Origin of the sequence: Pseudomonas sp. HMWF032, from assembly GCF_003060885.1 — a bacterium.
Classification (GTDB): Bacteria; Pseudomonadota; Gammaproteobacteria; order Pseudomonadales; family Pseudomonadaceae; genus Aquipseudomonas.
Genome location: NZ_QAIG01000012.1, coordinates 232,107 through 248,982 on the forward strand (window position 1 = coordinate 232,107; position 16,876 = coordinate 248,982).

At 56.1% G+C, this 16,876-nt stretch carries 10 protein-coding genes; 8 read left to right on the forward strand and 2 right to left on the reverse strand.

The annotated features are described in order from the left end of the window. Nucleotides 1–192: 192 nt before the first annotated feature. The 3 genes from DBR00_RS17065 to DBR00_RS20565 all read left to right on the forward strand — a co-directional run bounded on the left by DBR00_RS17065 (nt 193) and on the right by DBR00_RS20565 (nt 8,096). A complete protein-coding gene (locus tag DBR00_RS17065; protein WP_108486120.1) occupies nt 193–6,981 on the forward strand; it encodes an RHS repeat-associated core domain-containing protein in 6,789 nt (2,262 codons plus the stop codon). After that, nucleotides 6,978–7,298 (forward strand): hypothetical protein, encoded by a 321-nt coding sequence (locus tag DBR00_RS17070; protein WP_108486119.1) that lies wholly within the window; start codon nt 6,978–6,980, stop codon nt 7,296–7,298. Before DBR00_RS17065 ends, DBR00_RS17070 begins: the two co-directional genes overlap by 4 nt. A gap of 450 nt (nt 7,299–7,748) precedes the next feature. Beyond that, nucleotides 7,749–8,096, forward strand: a complete 348-nt coding sequence (locus DBR00_RS20565; protein WP_146180704.1) for a hypothetical protein — start codon at nt 7,749–7,751, stop codon at nt 8,094–8,096. Between the two features lie 247 nt (nt 8,097–8,343). Here the strand turns inward: DBR00_RS20565 and DBR00_RS17075 are convergent, their stop codons facing one another. Beyond that, nucleotides 8,344–9,381 (reverse strand): AraC family transcriptional regulator, encoded by a 1,038-nt coding sequence (locus DBR00_RS17075; protein WP_108486118.1) that lies wholly within the window; start codon nt 9,379–9,381, stop codon nt 8,344–8,346. 220 nt (nt 9,382–9,601) lie between these two features. Here DBR00_RS17075 and DBR00_RS17080 point away from each other — a divergent pair, with 220 nt between their 5' ends. From DBR00_RS17080 to DBR00_RS17100, 5 genes are all read left to right on the forward strand, one after another. After that, nucleotides 9,602–11,635 carry an NADPH-dependent 2,4-dienoyl-CoA reductase gene (locus DBR00_RS17080; protein WP_108486117.1) on the forward strand — a complete coding sequence of 678 codons (2,034 nt, stop codon included), beginning with the start codon at nt 9,602–9,604 and terminating at the stop codon, nt 11,633–11,635. Between the two features lie 126 nt (nt 11,636–11,761). Further along, the gene (locus DBR00_RS17085) at nt 11,762–12,130 is read left to right on the forward strand and encodes a polyketide cyclase (protein WP_108486135.1); all 369 of its coding nucleotides are present in this window, start codon (nt 11,762–11,764) and stop codon (nt 12,128–12,130) included. Nucleotides 12,131–12,395: 265 nt separating this feature from the next. Further along, complete coding sequence (locus DBR00_RS17090; protein WP_108486116.1) at nt 12,396–13,766, forward strand: chromosome partitioning protein ParA; 1,371 nt, start codon at nt 12,396–12,398, stop codon at nt 13,764–13,766. Between the two features lie 2 nt (nt 13,767–13,768). Further along, a complete protein-coding gene (locus DBR00_RS17095) occupies nt 13,769–14,716 on the forward strand; it encodes a 1-aminocyclopropane-1-carboxylate deaminase/D-cysteine desulfhydrase (protein WP_108486115.1) in 948 nt (315 codons plus the stop codon). 27 nt (nt 14,717–14,743) lie between these two features. Beyond that, on the forward strand, nt 14,744–15,853 hold the full coding sequence (locus tag DBR00_RS17100; RefSeq protein WP_108486114.1) for a cyclic nucleotide-binding domain-containing protein: 1,110 nt from the start codon (nt 14,744–14,746) through the stop codon (nt 15,851–15,853). A 1-nt stretch (nt 15,854) separates the two neighbouring features. Here DBR00_RS17100 and DBR00_RS17105 read toward each other — a convergent pair whose 3' ends face one another. Continuing rightward, nucleotides 15,855–16,799, reverse strand: a complete 945-nt coding sequence (locus DBR00_RS17105; protein ID WP_108486134.1) for a DUF1853 family protein — start codon at nt 16,797–16,799, stop codon at nt 15,855–15,857. Between the last annotated feature and the right edge of the window lie 77 nt (nt 16,800–16,876).

Genomic DNA, 16,876 nt, shown 5'->3' on the forward strand with positions numbered 1-16,876 from the left:
TGGTTACGGGCATATCTATCGGTTTATCCACGATATCCCTTCCCTCTCATTTAGTGTGCTGCTGATTGGGCGGCTTGTCTGTGGGCGGCAAAAAGCATTCTGCATATCTAAAGGTGCGCAAGCCGCGTAACTATAAAATCAATAAATTTTGGATTTTCCTGCCTACGAGGCAGGGCATGTTCTGAGGGTGTCATGAAGCTAACGAATGGATTCGGTTGTGTTCGCTTTTTCTTGGCCTGTGTATTGAGCTATTTATTGGTCTCTCATGCGTTGGCAGTTGAGTGGTCCACCGATAGCCATAAGGTACTAAAAGGGGACTATAACGGCGATGGTGTCGGGGACTTTTACCTAGCGGCGCGACCTTTGCCCATAGTGTTGCCGCTCAACGGTATTACCTCTCTGATTGTTCCACGATCTCATCATGACGTCGTGTTGCTCAGTGGCTCACATGGAAGCTATACGGTTGTGGCCCCGCCGGATGCCGCTACCTTGAAGCGTGTAGCCTGGATCGAGGCAGGTTTCTCGATGCTGGCTGGGGACTTCAATGGTGATGGCATTGATGATCTATTGCTGCGCCCGGACGCACTGGGGCAGGATGGTTTGCTGCTTACTCGCAATAGCACCGGAGTTCCTTCTGTAGCGCAGGTGCTGAATTCGTTGCAGCTCGGCATAGAGCTATCTAAGGCCGGTAACCATCAGTTGCGGTGGGTGGATGTAAATGGTGATGGCAAGGCCGACTTGCTGATGACTAAGGCTGGCGTTAGCAATCAGGTGCTGCTCGCCGGTGTTTCGGGGTTTTCCACCGCTCAAGCGCAGGATTCTGAGGCTGTCGTCTCGGATCAACCGCTTACGGCCAGTGCCGGAGGGCTTGCCGAAGGTTCTGTCGATGTCTCTCTCGATGGCACTTTGACCTACAGCTACCCGCTCACGCTCCCGGCTGGCGTCAACGGGCTCAAGCCGAACCTTTCGATCCAGTACGCGAATAATCAGGCCGACGGCTACCTTGGTACGAGTTGGAGTCTGGCGGGAATCAGTGCTGTTTCCCGTTGTGCCGCCAGCGTCGCGCAAGATGGCTTCAGCGGCGCTCCGGACGGCAGCAGTGCTGATAAGTTGTGCCTAGACGGACAGCGCCTGCAGTTGGTCAGCGGTACTCAGCTGCAGCCAGGCAGTGTCTATCACACCGAGCAGCAGAGCTTTGTCCGTGTCACGGTCAAGGGTAGTGGTAGCGATATTTATTTCGAGGCGCAACTGAAGGACGGCACCACCCAGGTGCTGGGAGAAACGCTGGCTAGCCGTGTCGTGCCAATTGGTAGCGACAAGGTGCAGGCTTGGCAGTTGAGCAGTATGCGTGATGCCTTTAACAACAAGGTGGAGTTCACCTACAAGGGGCAAGCGGGCACCCTACTGCCTGAACGTATCAGCTATGCCGGTGCGCAGATCGACTTCGTTTATCGCGACCGCTCCCAAACCAAGTCTGGCTATGCCTTTGGTGGTGAGCTGCGGCTGGAGCAGTTGCTACAAAAGATCACCACCAGTGCTCCGGGCGGCGGAGCGCAGCGGGAGTATGTGCTGGGTTACGAAATATCCAATACTACTGCGCCGCGTATCAGTTTTTTACAGCATTGTGCAACGGCCACTAGCGGTCAGGCGAAGCAGTGCCTTGAGGCTAATAAATTTACGTATGGTGTTGAAAATATTGGGTTGGATGATAAAGGTAAAAACCTAACGGCGATAAAGTCGTTTAATAGTGTTTGGCTTGGTGATGATTTGTTGCTTGATTGGAATGGAGATGGCATTAACGATTTGCTCAGTGCTGATTGGGAGGCGTTAAATGTAACCTTTGGTAGTAAGGACGGTTTAGGACAAAGCACTCGAGTGCTTACTGGTGGGAAAGGTACTGGTGGTAATTGGGCGGGTCGATATTTTCTTTCAGTTAATGTATTGGATTCTAATTCAGACGGAAAGTCTGAGATATTGGTTTTGCAGGCCGATGGCTTAGCACAAAATCGCATTAAATTCAGTTGGAGGCTTTTGGGCAGCGATGGTGGAAACTCTGAGGTGGTTTCTTGGGAAGGGGCGGAGCTATTTAGTTTTGATACATCTTTTTCTGGTCTTGTTAATCTTTCTGGATCGCGATTGTCGGTAACAAAACCAGCAGTGTTGGATTTTACCCATGATGGTCGTGCGGACTTGCTATTACCTGTTAATGGCCAGTGGCGAATGTTTGCTGGGCGTCCTGATCTGTCAGTGAAATTTCAGGATACATTACGCATGAGCGGTGTCTCTGTAAGTAATACAGATATTCCGTGGCTTTCTGGATTCAATCTGTTGGCTGATGGTACTTGGCAGTTGCTGACGGCACATGTTAAAAATAATAACTCTTATTACTCGATTGTTAATATTCCGCGCACGGGAAATATTAACTCTGCAGTAAAGCAAGACTTGGATGTTCCTGTGTCGCGCTCAGTTGTTCTTGATATGAATGGTGATGGCAATTCTGATTTTGTTGTTCCTGTGGGTGGTGGTGTTTATGCCTACTTGAATAAAGGTGGTTTGGTAAGTAAGGATAACTTTTCTCGTGTTGCTTTAGACGTTTCGGCTGATGTATTTGCGGATGATGTGTTTCGCACCAGTAATGAAGATCATATCCCGCGCCCCATGGACTACGATGGTGATGGGTATCAGGATTTATTATTAATAGAAAAGACGACGAATAAATATATAGTCTTGCGTTCTCTTGGGAAGTCATTCGAAAAAATAGATCTGGATTTAGCAGCAGTCGTTGCGTCGGAGTACTTGGGTGTCTCCGGTGTGTCATCGCAGGCAATTAATTGTACAGATTGGAAGGCGTCGATTAGAGCGGGAACGCTTGCTATGCTCAATGCGCCTGAGTACGCACAGTATAAAAATAATATTAATGCTATGGTGCGGTTGATTGATGCTGAGTGTCGTTATATCCCTTCTGGTTCTCTAAACCGCCCAGAGCATAGTTTGATTGGCGATTTTAATGGCGACGGTCAAGATGATCTGTTGCTGGTTGACCAATATAACGGAAACTATGTTTGGCATGCCTATACGCAGTTGCGTAAACGCCCGGAGTGGTTGAGAAGCATTACAGATAGTTTGGGCAATCAAACGCAAGTAAACTATGGTTCTATCAACGATCCAGTACTGTATCAGGTTGGCGCTACTACAGCGTTTCCGGAGATGAACTGGCGCGGCTCGCGCGATATGGTCAGTAGCCTGAAACGCAGTAATGGCTTGGGTGGCTTTACTGAAACTCTCTATGAGTACCGTGATGCAAAAGTTAACTTGCTCGGGCGTGGTTTCTTAGGCTTTGCCACTCAGATAATAAAAGAGCCTGCGCGGCAACGTGTGTTGACGCGTACCTTCAAACAACAGTTTCCCCTGATTGGTGCTCTATATGAGGAGCGTCTCGACGTCAAAGGTAAGTTGTTATCGCGGCGAGATTTTGATTACCAGAGTGTGGCGCAGAATGATGGCAAGGTGCAGTTTGTAGCGCCCCAGAGCATCATTAGCGAGCAATTTGAACTCGATGGTAGTGCGGTAAAAACAGTAGTCGAACAATTTAATTACGATGCAACTACCGGTAGTATGCTCTCGCAAACTACCGAAACTCGACCGAGTATTGGCGGCGCTTGGGTTGAACGCAGTCAGGTGGTGCGCCAGTACCAGCATCAGATGGATAGCTGGCTGCTGGGCTTCATCACCAGCGAGACTCGCACATTGGAGGCTGCTGGGGCGCCGGCGCAAACTGTAATCACCCAGCGCACGCCGCAGGCCGGTACCTTGGCTGTGGCTAGTGAAGTGCGCTTCGCTGGCAATCCTGGACTGCAGCAGAGCATCAGCTACAGCTACGATGCCCAAGGTAACCCTACTAGCGTAACCACCACTACCGGAAATACCGGTAGCCAAACGCAACAACTGTCTAATTATCAGTATCAGCGTTTCCCTGGAACGCTGACCAACGCTCTGGGTCATGTCACCCAACGCAGTTATGATGCCGGAAATGGTCAGGTGTTGAGCAGCACTGACCCCAATGGATTGACCACAAGCACCAGCTATGACGGTTTTGGCAGGCTACTTACACAGAGCAATCCGGACGGTAGTAAGCAAGTTACCGAGTATCAAAGTTGTAGCGCCATCTGCCTATCCAACGAGCGTTTTCGTGTCAGCATCCAAACACAAGGCGCCCCTTGGCAGCGTGTGCACTACGACAGTCTCGGTCGCAAGCTGCGTGAGGCCAAACATGGTTTTGCGGGTAATGATGTGTATGTTGACCGGCAATATGATGCTTTTGGTCGCCTGACTCGCGAGACTCTGCCCTATGCGGCGGGCTCTGCTCCTTTGGCCAGTCTATTTAGCTACGACGATCTGGATCGCGTCATTGAGGTGCAAGCACCCAGTGGTGCTGTGGTTACAAATACCTATGTTACCCGCAGTGGTGGCGGTAATCGGCTGAGTAAAGCGCGTCAGTTCAGCCGTGAAGGGCAGATCGAGAACCAGCTTGAGGTGCGCGACTATGATGCCGCTGGGCGCCTGGTGCTCAGCACTAATGCGGCCAATAGTGCGCAGGCGGTCAGTATTGCTTACCAGTACGACGGTGCTGGTAACCTGTTACGCACCCAGATCAACAGCGACCCGCGCACTGCCGTCGTCATGACCTATGATTTGGCAGGCAACCGTATTACTCAACACGACCCCAACTCGGGGCTGATGAGCTACCGCTACGATGCTCTGGGGCGTGTGCGTGAGGTGCTGGCACCGGGTGTAGGTACCACACAGAGCTATGATGCCCTGGGGCGTTTGATTGCCCGCCAGGACTATCAGGGTGAGCAGCAGGTCGATGCCTCTACTTGGGCCTATGACTCTGGGAACAAGGCTATTGGCAAGCTGACAGGGTTGTTCAAAGCCGACGGCAGCTTTGTGCAGGGTTATGTCTATGACAGTCTGGGCCGCTTGCAAGCGCGTGGCACCGACATCACGGTTGGCGGAGAGAGTAAAAACTACACCACCAGCTATGGCTACGATGCTTTCAGTCGTCCGCTTACCACCACCTGGGCGTCCGGTTTCGGCCTGCGACTGCGCTACAACGCTCAAGGTTATTTGGAAGGTGAAAGCAGCCTGGATGGCAGCCAGATTTACCGCAGCATCGAGGCGCAAAACCCGCGTGGACAGAATACGCGTGTCAGCTACGGCAATGGTGTGGTTAGCGACTACCGCTACGACGATGCTAATGGTGGGCTCAAAGAGCTCGACAGCAGTGGCAGTGCAGGCGTGTTGCAGCAACTGCGCTATAGCTACGATCCAATCGGTTTGCTGACCAGTCGTGAAGACCTGCGCGGCGGCTATCGCGAGCATTTCGACTATGACGCCCTGCAGCGCCTGAGCGCCAGTCAGCGCCAGCTGGGCAGCACCACTCAGGTCGACAGCTATGCGTACGACGTCCTCGGTAACCTGCTTAGCACCCCAGATATTGGCGCGGTCAATTACGCCCAGTACGACGCCAGCGCCCAAGCCAGTTGCACCGCACTTGGCGCTGTGGCTCAGCCAGGCCCGCATGCGGCCTTGCAAAGCAGTCAGGGTGCCTATTGCTACGACGCTCGTGGCAACCAGATCGCCGGGCCAAACCGCAGTATCAGCTACAGCGTCGACAACAAACCGCTGGTGATCACGCACAACGGCCAGACCAGTGAGTTCCGCTACGACCCCGACCGCAAGCGCTTCTACCAGAGCACTTCGGCGCGCACTACCTACTACCTCGATGAAGGGCAGTTTGAGGAGGTACATGCCAACGGCCAGGTGCTGCAGAACACCTACGCCAGCGGCTACCTGCAACACCAGAAGACCCTGAGCAACGACACCAGCAGCCTCAAGTACAAGCTCAATGACCAGCTGGGTTCGGTAGACGTTGTGCTCGACGCACAGGGGCAGGTGCTGGAGCGTCTGGCCTATGCGCCCTTCGGTGGTCGCCGTGGCGCCGACTGGTCGAATAACGCCGCCCCCATGCAGGAAAGCCGCCGCGGCTTTACTGGTCATGAGCACCTGGAAGAAAGCAGCCTGATCCATATGAACGGCCGGATCTATGACCCCGCGCTGGGACGCTTCCTTAGCGCCGATATCGTCTATCAGGACGCTACGAATGCGCAGATGTTCAACCGCTATGCCTATGGCTTTAACTCGCCGTTTAGCGGGACTGATCCAAGCGGGTATGTGTGGTGGAACCCCTTGGACTGGGGGGTAACCAATTCAATAAAGAGCGCATTCTCATCCGTATCGGGCAAGGTTTCGAACTTCAGTCTTGGTAGCCAGCTTGTCAGTCAGAGAACCATTAACTCATTTAATGGGTACGTAAACAGTTCTATTGCCAGCTTTAAATCTGCAAGCCTAAAAGACGATACCATGAAGGCGCTAAGTACGTTGCCTGCTTCGAATCGGGCTGTAACCGTCGCCGGCTTCACTTCAACGTCATTACTTAAGTTGGGAGCAGTGATTGCTCCTGCCAAGTCACTTGCAGGGGAGGCAAGCACATTAGTGAAAGTAGCTCAAAACCCTATGCGCTTAACTGATGTTCCTGCTATTCCACTAACAGCAGTTCCAGATGGACGAGCTTATAGCATAGCCTTTGAAACTATCTTGAGTCCTGCATCCTACCCCGGAGTAACTCGATATTTACACTTCAAAGAAGCAAATTTTGCTCTTGATGCTGCAATTCAAGCTGATATAGGATTAGCTGCGCATATGGAAAAGTTAGGTGTTAGTATTCCAAGATCATCTGCTGGGTCAATTATAGGAAAGTCACCGGCAGGATGGGTTTGGCATCATGAACTATCTGAGGGTGTTATGCGTCTCGTTCCAAAAACTCAGCACCCTGACATTCCGGGAGGGATATTCTGGGATGCTTTACATCCTAAAGGGGTGGGTGGATGGTCAATTTGGGGGAAAAAAACTCAGCCATGAAACTAGTAGAATTGGTTGCTTATTTTCGAAAAGGCGGAAGCTTTCGTGAATTTTGCAGGGAGCAAGGAATTAGAGATGAATCAGAAGTGGTAGAAATATATGCTGAGGAGCCTGTAAATATTAACTCAGTCCTGAATTTCTTTCCTATAGAGGAAACAGGAGGGTGCGTAAGTTTTGAATTTAATGGTCGAAAGTATGAGAATTTATTTGATTTTTTTTACTTTCTAGATGTCATGGAGGGTGCGAAGAGCCAAATTGAGCTTTCTGATCTTGAGCTCGCTGATAAAATCTTTGCTTATGCTGTCAAGGACGCCTGATCCCGCCTTAAGGTCAATAGAGGTGGGCGCGACTACGTACAAGAAAATTGTGGCCTATTCCTATGGTTAGTCGGTGGCCATTAAATTCAGGTTTATTAATTAAGCTGCGGTGTGAAAAATATCTCCCTGTATCTCAGGGGTAGGGTTCTGATGATTTATTTAGTAAGTGTTGCTGGATGTATTTAATTTGGAGGCGAAGAGATATGCCATTGATGGCGGTGGGCATGGTTTTTAATTGAGTCGGTGTCTTCTGCTGGTGAGTATGGAGGCTGTAAAGATTCTTACGCTGCAATCTAAGTAACTGCTTTGCTTTTTAGTGGGTTTGGTGATTTTTAATATATAGCAAGGGGTGGTGTCCGGTGAGTTACAGTTTTAGTTAAGTTTCTCTGGGTCTGAATTATTGATTAATTTAGATTTTATGTCGATAGTTTTACTATGTGGGAGTGCTAAATGAAGAACTCATGGCTGGGAAGCGGGTTGGCTGGCGTTGCATTGTTTGGTTGTGTTGTAGTAGGTTCTGCCTATGCTGCAGATGAGATGAGTCAGTATCGCGAAGTGGAACGTATTCAGTATTCTGCCAAGTCAAAAACAGTCTATTTTACTGCCAAGCCGGCAGGCTGGGGGGCCGTCTCTTGTCCAAATGCCACATACGCCTATGCGGTTGAGTCAGAGACGCCTGGGTTGAATACACTTATCTCGCTTGTAATGCAGGCGAAAGCAACTGGCAGCACCGTGGCTTTTACAGGCGAATGTACGGGTGGTGATTACTACAAAGTGCATTACGTATTTGCCAAGTAACTGGTAAGGCGTGCTTAGGTGCATTTAAGGTTTCTGTAGCGCGACAACTTGTCATCTTGCGTTCATCTGCCTGCTCTAGCCTGATCGGCATGCTCTTTGTTTATGTAATGAGCGGTTGCTGACATATCGAGTGGGAGGAACAGGCAATGGATGATTATCAAGAAGAGCTGCTGGAAGCGCGCGCCACCGAGCTGGATGTGCCGGAGCGTGACGAAGACGCCACCGAACTCTGATCCTTTTAGTGCTGTTAGAGCGCTCGGCGCTGCTCGCGGCGATATTCGCCTGGGGTTTGCTGATTCCAGCGTTTGAACGCACGTTGGAAGGCTTCGGCGGAGGCAAAACCAAGCAGGTAGGCGATTTCGCCGAAGGCCAGTTCGGTGTCACGGATATAGGCCATGGCCAGGTCGCGGCGGGTGTCGTTGAGGATGCTGCGAAACTGCGTGCCTTCCTCGGCCAGCTTGCGCCGCAGGGTCCAGGTCGGTAGCTGTAAGCGCGCCGCTACTTCGGCGAGGTCCGGTTCGCGGCCGTGCAGCAGCGGGCCGAGCAACTGAGTAATGCGCTCGCGCAAGTTGCGGGTGCGGGTCAACTGCGTCAGTTCCCGTTCACAGATTTCTAGCAAGTGCCGCCAGGTGCTCGGACAGTGTTCGGGGTTCCGTAAGTTCAGGCTCTGCTGGCTCAGGCGCAGCTGGTTGTGCTCACTGGCAAACTCTATTGGGCAGGCAAACAATTCGCTGTACTGCGCAGCATAAACGGGCGCGGGAAATTCAATCTGCACTTTCTCCACGGGCAGCGTCTGCTGCGCCAGCTTGCTGAGCTGTTGCGTCCAGCTGGCCAGCACCGAGTCGACCACGAAGCGGTTGTAGGCGTTGTACGGGCTGATCGAATAGAAGCGCAGCCAGGCGCCCTGAGCGTCTTCATGCAGACTGGATTGGCCACGGTAGTTGCTGGCATACAGCGGCTCAAAGCGAATCAGCGCGCGCGCCGCTTCCCGCACGGTCGGTGCCTGCATCGCCGTCACGCCAGCCAGGCCCAGTTGGCTCAGGCGGCTGGTTTGCCCCATCAGCAGGCCAAGGCCGGGTTCGCCGCATTGCTGGATGGCGCTATGGCCCAGGCGCATATAACGCGGGATCGACAGCCGCGCGCGCGGTTCGGCCAGGCGCGCGGCATCCAGGCCATAACTGTCGAGCAGCGGTTGTGGATCCTGGGCGCAATGGCGCATGGCATCGGCCAGGCTATCGACAAAGCCGACGGAAAGATCGCCCAGTTTGACCCGTGTGCTTTTCATTGCCCGGTTCTGCCTTGTTTTGCTCAGGTGGTGCAATGGCGTCAGGGTAGGTAAGTGCCAGGGCTTTGCCAAGCTGCACTGCTATTTATGATCAATAAGTTGTTATTTTTAGTCATTGAGACGTCCGGCCCGGCTGATTATCGTCTAGACCCTATCGACCGCACCCAGCAAGAGGCTGCGGCATTTCCGTGAACAGCCAACACCCGATGTGGAGATTTTCATGACTGCTCAGTACCCCCACCTGCTGGCCCCGCTCGATCTGGGCTTTACCACGCTGAAGAACCGTACCCTGATGGGTTCGATGCACACCGGGCTGGAAGAAAAGCCGAATGGTTTTGAGCGCATGGCGGCCTACTTCGCCGAGCGCGCCCGTGGCGGTGTTGGCCTGATGGTGACGGGTGGTATCGGCCCGAATGATGAGGGCGGCGTGTATTCCGGCGCAGCTAAACTGACCACTCCGGAAGAGGCGGAAAAGCACAAGATCGTGACCCGCGCCGTGCACGAAGCCGATGGCAAGATCTGCATGCAGATTCTCCACGCTGGCCGTTATGCCTACAGCCCGAAATCGGTCGCGCCGAGCGCGATTCAGGCGCCGATCAACCCGTTTAAGCCCAAAGAGCTGGACGAGGAGGGCATCGAGAAGCAGATTCTGGATTTCATCAACTGCTCCGTGTTGGCCCAGCAGGCCGAGTACGACGGTGTGGAGATCATGGGTTCGGAAGGTTATTTCATTAACCAGTTCCTCGCTGCTCATACCAACCACCGTACCGACCGTTGGGGTGGTAGCTACGAAAACCGCATGCGCTTGCCGGTGGAGATCGTCCGCCGCGTGCGTGAGGCCGTTGGCCCTAACTTCATCATCATCTATCGCCTGTCGATGCTGGATCTGGTTGAAGGCGGCAGCACCTGGGACGAGATCGTCCTGTTGGCCAAAGCCATCGAAAAAGCCGGCGCGACCCTGATCAACACCGGTATTGGCTGGCACGAAGCGCGTATCCCGACCATCGCCACCAAGGTACCGCGTGCGGCCTTCACCAAGGTTACCGCCAAGCTGCGCGGCGAGGTCGGCATTCCGCTGATCACCACCAACCGCATCAACACCCCGGAAGTGGCTGAGCAGGTGCTGGCTGAAGGCGACGCAGACATGGTCTCAATGGCGCGCCCATTCCTCGCCGACCCGGACTTTGTCAACAAGGCCGCTGCCGGTCGCAGTGATGAGATCAACACCTGCATCGGCTGTAACCAGGCCTGTCTGGACCACACCTTCGGCGGCAAGCTGACCAGCTGCCTGGTCAACCCGCGCGCCTGCCATGAGACCGAGCTGAACTACATCCCGACCACCACGGTGAAAAAAATCGCCGTGGTCGGCGCTGGCCCTGCCGGGTTGTCCGCGGCCACGGTTGCTGCCGAGCGTGGCCACAGCGTGACCCTGTTCGATTCGGCCAGCGAGATTGGCGGCCAGTTCAACGTGGCCAAGCGTGTGCCGGGCAAGGAAGAGTTCTTTGAAACCTTGCGCTACTTCAAGCGCAAGCTGGAAACCACGGGTGTCGATCTGCGCCTGAACACCCGCGTATCGGCCGATGACCTGGCCAAGGGTGGCTACGACGAAATCATTCTGGCCACCGGTATTGCGCCGCGCACCCCAGCCATTCCGGGCATCGAGCACGCCAAGGTGATCAGCTACCTGGACGCCATTCTGCAGCGCAAGCCAGTCGGCCAGAAAGTGGCGGTGATTGGTGCGGGCGGCATTGGCTTCGACGTTTCCGAGTTCATCACTCATCAAGGCGAAGCGACCAGCCTCAACCGCGACGAGTTCTGGAAGGAGTGGGGCATCGACACCGCCCTGGAAGCCCGCGGTGGTGTTGCGGGCGTGCAGGCCCATCCGCATCCGGCGGCGCGTGAGGTGTTCCTGCTGCAGCGCAAAAAATCCAAGGTCGGCGACGGCTTGGGCAAAACCACTGGCTGGATTCACCGCACCGGCCTGAAGAACAAGAACGTGCAGATGCTCAACGCGGTCGAGTACCTCAAGGTCGACGACGCCGGCCTGCATATCAGCATCGCCGGTGGCGAGCCGCAGGTATTGCCGGTGGATACGGTGATCGTCTGCGCCGGTCAGGACCCGCTGCGTGAACTGCAGGAAGGCCTGGAAAACGCCGGCCAGGTCGTGCACCTGATTGGCGGTGCCGATGTCGCCAGCGAGCTGGATGCCAAGCGCGCAATCAACCAGGGCTCGCGCCTCGCTGCCGAACTCTGATAACAGACGCCCCGCCTTGTGCGGGGCTTTTTGCATGTGGCTCACAACAATAAGGAGAAGCCCGTGACTGAGAATGCTCAACTGCAACCGGCCGCCGCTGCCACCCTGGCGCGCTGGCACACCCTGATGCAGAACAATGACTTGAGTCCGTTGCCTGAACTCTTGCACCCGCAGGCGGTGTTCCGCTCGCCCATGGCGTACAAGCCTTATGCCGGCGCACCCGTGGTGTCGCTGATTTTGAATACGGTGAGCAAGGTGTTTGTCGACTTTGCTTACCACCGCGAGCTGGCCAGTGCTGATGGCCTCAACGTGGTGCTGGAGTTCAGCGCCAAGGTGGGGGAGCGCGAGCTCAAAGGCATCGACATGATTCGCTTTGATGAAAGCGGCAAGATTGTCGATTTCGAAGTAATGGTTCGCCCCATGAGCGGCCTGCAGGCCTTGGGTGATGAAATGGGCCGACGCCTGGCCCCTTTTCTGGCGGCGGCCAAAGCCTGACGCGTTGCACCAAATCCATCACAGTTTCGCCCTGTCGGTCGGTTTTTAGCGGCTGGCTGTCAGGGTGACTGCCAACCCAGTCACATTGCTGGCCTTGGTTTATCCCCTAGACTTGCCTGAGCTAAGGGTGCAGCGTCTGCTCCGCAGGTCTTGCTTGGCCCGTCAGAATGTTGTCAGTCTTGCTATGCGCGCCAATTTTTGCGCAGCATGTGCACGATGCGTCACAGCTGAGCGGATCGTGCCGTTTCGGCCTAGAGGAAAACCAATGAGCATGCAGAGCAAGCCGCAGATGGTCGAGGCCGTACTGTTCTTCAGTGAGCGCGGCGGCATCTGCAAGCAAATGTTTTTCCCCGAGTTCGAAGCGCTGCTCGACGGTGTGGTGAACATGCCGGAGTTTGCTGACCAGCAGATGCGTGTGGCTTATGCGCTGATCAACCCGCGTTTGCTGATCAAGTCACTGGTGTTCTTCTACCTGGATTTCGATGACAAGGGTGCGCCGGATTCTGGCTGGAACATCCCTCTGCAGCACCTGGCTGAGCGCGCAGGACGCGGGCCGGACCTGGGGGCTGGGCCGATTCGTCTGGCGTGCCGCAGTCAGTGTCCGGTGTCCTGGCATCAGATGCACCTCTGGGACCCGAGCCTGGTACCCGGCAACAATGATCTGGCGTTGCTGCGTGATGTGGTCAAGCGCAACAGCCTGGGTCTGCTGGTGGAAGATGAACTGCCTGCGGCCGTTGCGCCCGAGCGCTTGCAGATGGCCTCCGAGGACAAATGGTATGCGCCCGATCTGGCGCAGGAAGATGCGCTCAGGGCGAGTGACAAGCTTGACCAGGAGCACCGCCTGAAAACGGCGCAGTTGATCAAGCAGCAACGCCTGCGCATCAGCAGCCTGACCCAGCAGCATGAAGAAGAATTGGCCAAGTTCAAGTTGGCCAGTGACGAGCAGAGCAAGAACCTGCAGGCGCAGATTCAGGGTTTGCATCAGGCCTTGCGCCAGCAGGAAGAGCACAATGCGGCACTGAAAGCCCAATTGGCCGCACAGGCTGTGAGTTTCCAGCGGTCCCGCGAGGAAATGACCGCACAACTGCGTGAGCTGGAACGTGATGGGCGCAGTGAAACCGACAGCCTGCGTGCCCAGTTCGAGAGCGAGATGCAGGCCAAGATTGCCGCTGCCGTGATCGAGTACAAAGAGCAGATTGCCATTCGTGATGTTGAGCTGGCCTACCGTAGCGAGCAGGACACCCAGGCGTTACAAGAGATCAACCGGCTCAAGAGCGCTTACACGGAACTGGCCAGCCAGGGTGGCGAGCAGATTCTTGAGCGTTTGGCCAAGCTCGGCGTGGTGTTTGTGGTCTATCACCCGGGGGCCGGGCACCTGACCATCCCACTGCAGGATATTGCCACCTATCAGGACAATCCGTTGGCCTATGCCGCGGTCAAGTGTTTTGTCAGTGAAGAGCAATACCGGCATTGGCTGGCACACTATCAGCAACCCAGTTGTGAGTCATTGCTGCCCAGTGGCGAACGCTGTGCCATCCCGATTGACCGTATCGATACGCCCAGCCGGTTTGTCCAGGGTGAATCCAGCTGCTGTGCACGGCACAAGGCCAGTAGCCGTTTGCGTACTGTCAGTTAGCCTTGTCTGTCCTTCTGCCAGACTGGGCGCCCTGGGCGCCCTTGCAGCCGTTGCCGCTGGATTGGGCCCAGGCGGCCGGGATTGAGTTGGCGGTGTTGCGTCTGGACCTGCTGGACCCGCTGATCAGCGGTAACAAGTGGTTCAAGCTCTCCCAGCACTTGGCCGCCGCCCAGAATGGCAGGGCTGCGGGTGTCATCAGCCTGGGTGGTGCCCATTCCAATCATCTTCATGCATTGGCTGCCGCCGGTAAGCGCTTTGCCTTTCAGACGGTCGGGCTGCTGCGCGGCCATCCGCAGCAAACGCCAACGGTCAGTGATCTACAGGCATTTGGTATGCAGTTGCATTGGTTGGGCTATGCCGGTTATCGAGCTCGGCATGCCGCCGATTTCTGGTTGCCCTGGCAGGCGCACTATCCACATTTCTACGCGCTGCCGGAGGGTGGTGGTGGTCTGCCGGGCGCTTTGGGCTGCATGAGCCTGGTGCAGCAAGTGCGCGAGCAGTTGTCCGTATTGGGGTGGGCGGACTATGACGCCTGGTGGTTGGCGGCCGGAACCGGCACCACCCTGGCTGGCTTGCTGCTGGGTGAATCGACCGAGCGTCCTGTGCATGGCGCTCTGGCTGTGCCGGCCGATCACGGCGTCGAGCAGCAAGTACAGGCGATTCTGCAGGCGGCTGAGCGACCGGTAGGGCGCTATCACCTGCATGAGGCTTGTCGGGGTGGCTTTGCGCAGGTGGATGACGCGTTGCTGGATTTCATGCAGGCGACTGAAACCGCCAGCCGTATTCCGCTGGAGCCGCTGTATACCGCTAAGGCGTTAATGGCATTGCGCCAGCAGGTCGAGGCCGGTTACTTTGCTCGCGGCAGTCGCCTGGTGTTCGTCCATACCGGAGGCTTGCAAGGCCGTTTGGCAGCGTTGGCGAAGCACACAGGCGTAACGCGGCTAAACTGAATTCCACCAGCGGAGCCTGGATATTCCATGAGCGAACCCCTCAATCCCGAACAGTTGCGTAGCCTGACGCCACTCAACGTGCTGTCCGAGCAGCAATGGCGCGAGCTGCGTTCACAGCTGGTGCCGCAGCCATTGCTGGCGGGGCAGTTGCTGTTTCGCTCGGGGGATCAGGCGCGCTTGACCTACTACCTGCTGGCGGGCGAGTTGCTGCTGCAGTCGGTTGATGGTCAGGAGCAGCGATTACAGGCTGGCAGTGAAGCCAGTTGCCACCCGTTGTCGCCAAGTTTGCCGCGTTTGCACGAGGCGCGTGCGATAACGGATGTCAGTGTGCTGGCATTGGATACTGCAACCCTCAACCGCCTGCTGACTTGGCGTCTGGCCTATCACGACCTGTTACTGGAGCTGGGGCAGAACCATGAAGAGGTCGAGTGGCTGGAGCGGATGCTGGAAAATCCATTGTTTGCCAAGGTGCCGCCCTCAAATGTGCGTGCGATGCTGGAGCGCCTGCAGCGCATCGAGTTACCGGTCGGCAGTACCGTGCTGCAAGAGGGGGATGTGGGCGATAGCTGTTACTTCCTGAAAAATGGCCGTGCTGAGGTGATTCGCGGCGCAGGCAGCGCTCAGCAGGTGTTGGCTGAGCTGGAGATTGGTGCCTGCTTTGGTGAGGAGGCCTTGTTGGCCGACAGCCCGCGCAATGCCACGGTCACCATGCTGGACGATGGCGTGGTGCTGCGCCTGGATCGTCAGGACTTCTTCGCCCTACTCAAGGCGCCGGTGGTCGATGAGGTGTCGTTGGGGGAGGCTTCGCGTTTGCTGGCGGCGGGGGCGCAATGGCTGGATGTGCGTCTGCAGGACGAATATGAGCGCGCCCATGCGCTGCAATCGTTGAACATGCCACTGCAGTTGCTGCGCCTGAAAGCCCGTTTGCTCGATAAGCGGCGCACCTACCTGTGCTACTGCGACAGCGGTAAGCGCAGTAGCAGTGCCGTGTTTCTCCTTTCGCAACTGGGGTACAGCGCCTATGCCCTGCGCGATGGAGTGGATGCCCTGCCGGCGGTGCAGCGTGATGCCTTGCTGTGCGAGAGCGGCTCGGGTTATCTGGCGCGCTCGGGCGGGCGTACCGAACGCAGTCTCTGAACTAGCTGGCCGGCTGCGTCGGCCAGTGATCGTTGACCAAAAATACCCGCTCAGCTTCCTGCCAGCTGTGCTCTGAGCCCTCGACCAAACGTACAAGCAGCTGCGCATTGGCGTCTGCGGGCAGCGCCGTCAACCATTGCTTGAATTGCTCGCGCGACCACCGCTGTCCTTCTTCGATCTGTGCCGGTGCCAGCCAGGCGTGCCGTGCCAGCGGCTGCCAGTGGCCGTCGTGCTGTGCGGCAAAACGCGCCCAGTCGGCGCGATGCAACCAGCGTCCACGTAGATGCGCGGGGTTGCCGGTCAGGGGGGCAGCGTACGACTGCTGCCAGGGGGCGAACAGGTAACCGCCTAACCACAATGCGGCCTTGGGCGAGCGAATATTCAGTTCCGCCAGCCGCTGCTGGGCTTCGGGGCGGGCTGAAAGGGGCAACTGGTGCTGGCCCAAATGTGTCAGCTTGAGATCCAGGCGGTCGTGGCTGCCAGGGCCGAGCCAGTCGGCCAGGTTGCTGCCGCTGGCCTGTTGCTGGCCTAGGTACAGTTTGATCGCCAGCTCGAGGTGATGCACACCTTCCTCGTCACGCAGCAGCATATCCAACTCACCTAGGGTGTGACCCTGCTGGCGGATGGGCAGGTTGGCGGCCAGCACTTCGATACCCGGTGCAGCATGCAGGGCAAACTGCCAGAGGCGCTCGTAGTAAAGCCCCAGGCGACGTACCGAGCTTTGGCTCAGCCATTGCTGCAGGGGCTGGCTGTCGGCATCCAGGCTTATTAACCAGTCAGCCAGCGCCTCCGGTTGCTGGCTCCAGGCGCTGGCCTTGAGAGGATAACGCTGTGGCCAGGCGCTCTGCTCCAGCAGGGGCGGTGAAAGCAACGCCCAGGCCAGGTCACGCACGGCGGGCTGGCGCAATTGCGAGGGCAGGTCGGTGAGTGAGGGAAAGGGCGTCATGTGGCGAGCATAGCGCAGAGCCGGACGGCGGTTTGCTGCTGCCATGGGCTTTCGCCCATAATCTGGCCCTCTAGATC

Bases quoted from the DNA above. Each gene is read 5' to 3' on its own strand.
- DBR00_RS17100 (WP_108486114.1), top strand. From the start codon at position 14,744: ATGAGCGAACCCCTCAATCCCGAACAGTTGCGTAGCCTGACGCCACTC.
- DBR00_RS17080 (WP_108486117.1), top strand. From the start codon at position 9,602: ATGACTGCTCAGTACCCCCACCTGCTGGCCCCGCTCGATCTGGGCTTT.
- DBR00_RS17085 (WP_108486135.1), top strand. From the start codon at position 11,762: ATGCAGAACAATGACTTGAGTCCGTTGCCTGAACTCTTGCACCCGCAG.
- DBR00_RS20565 (WP_146180704.1), top strand. From the start codon at position 7,749: ATGAAGAACTCATGGCTGGGAAGCGGGTTGGCTGGCGTTGCATTGTTT.
- DBR00_RS17075 (WP_108486118.1), bottom strand. From the start codon at position 9,381: ATGAAAAGCACACGGGTCAAACTGGGCGATCTTTCCGTCGGCTTTGTC.
- DBR00_RS17065 (WP_108486120.1), top strand. From the start codon at position 193: ATGAAGCTAACGAATGGATTCGGTTGTGTTCGCTTTTTCTTGGCCTGT.
- DBR00_RS17090 (WP_108486116.1), top strand. From the start codon at position 12,396: ATGAGCATGCAGAGCAAGCCGCAGATGGTCGAGGCCGTACTGTTCTTC.
- DBR00_RS17105 (WP_108486134.1), bottom strand. From the start codon at position 16,799: ATGACGCCCTTTCCCTCACTCACCGACCTGCCCTCGCAATTGCGCCAG.
- DBR00_RS17070 (WP_108486119.1), top strand. From the start codon at position 6,978: ATGAAACTAGTAGAATTGGTTGCTTATTTTCGAAAAGGCGGAAGCTTT.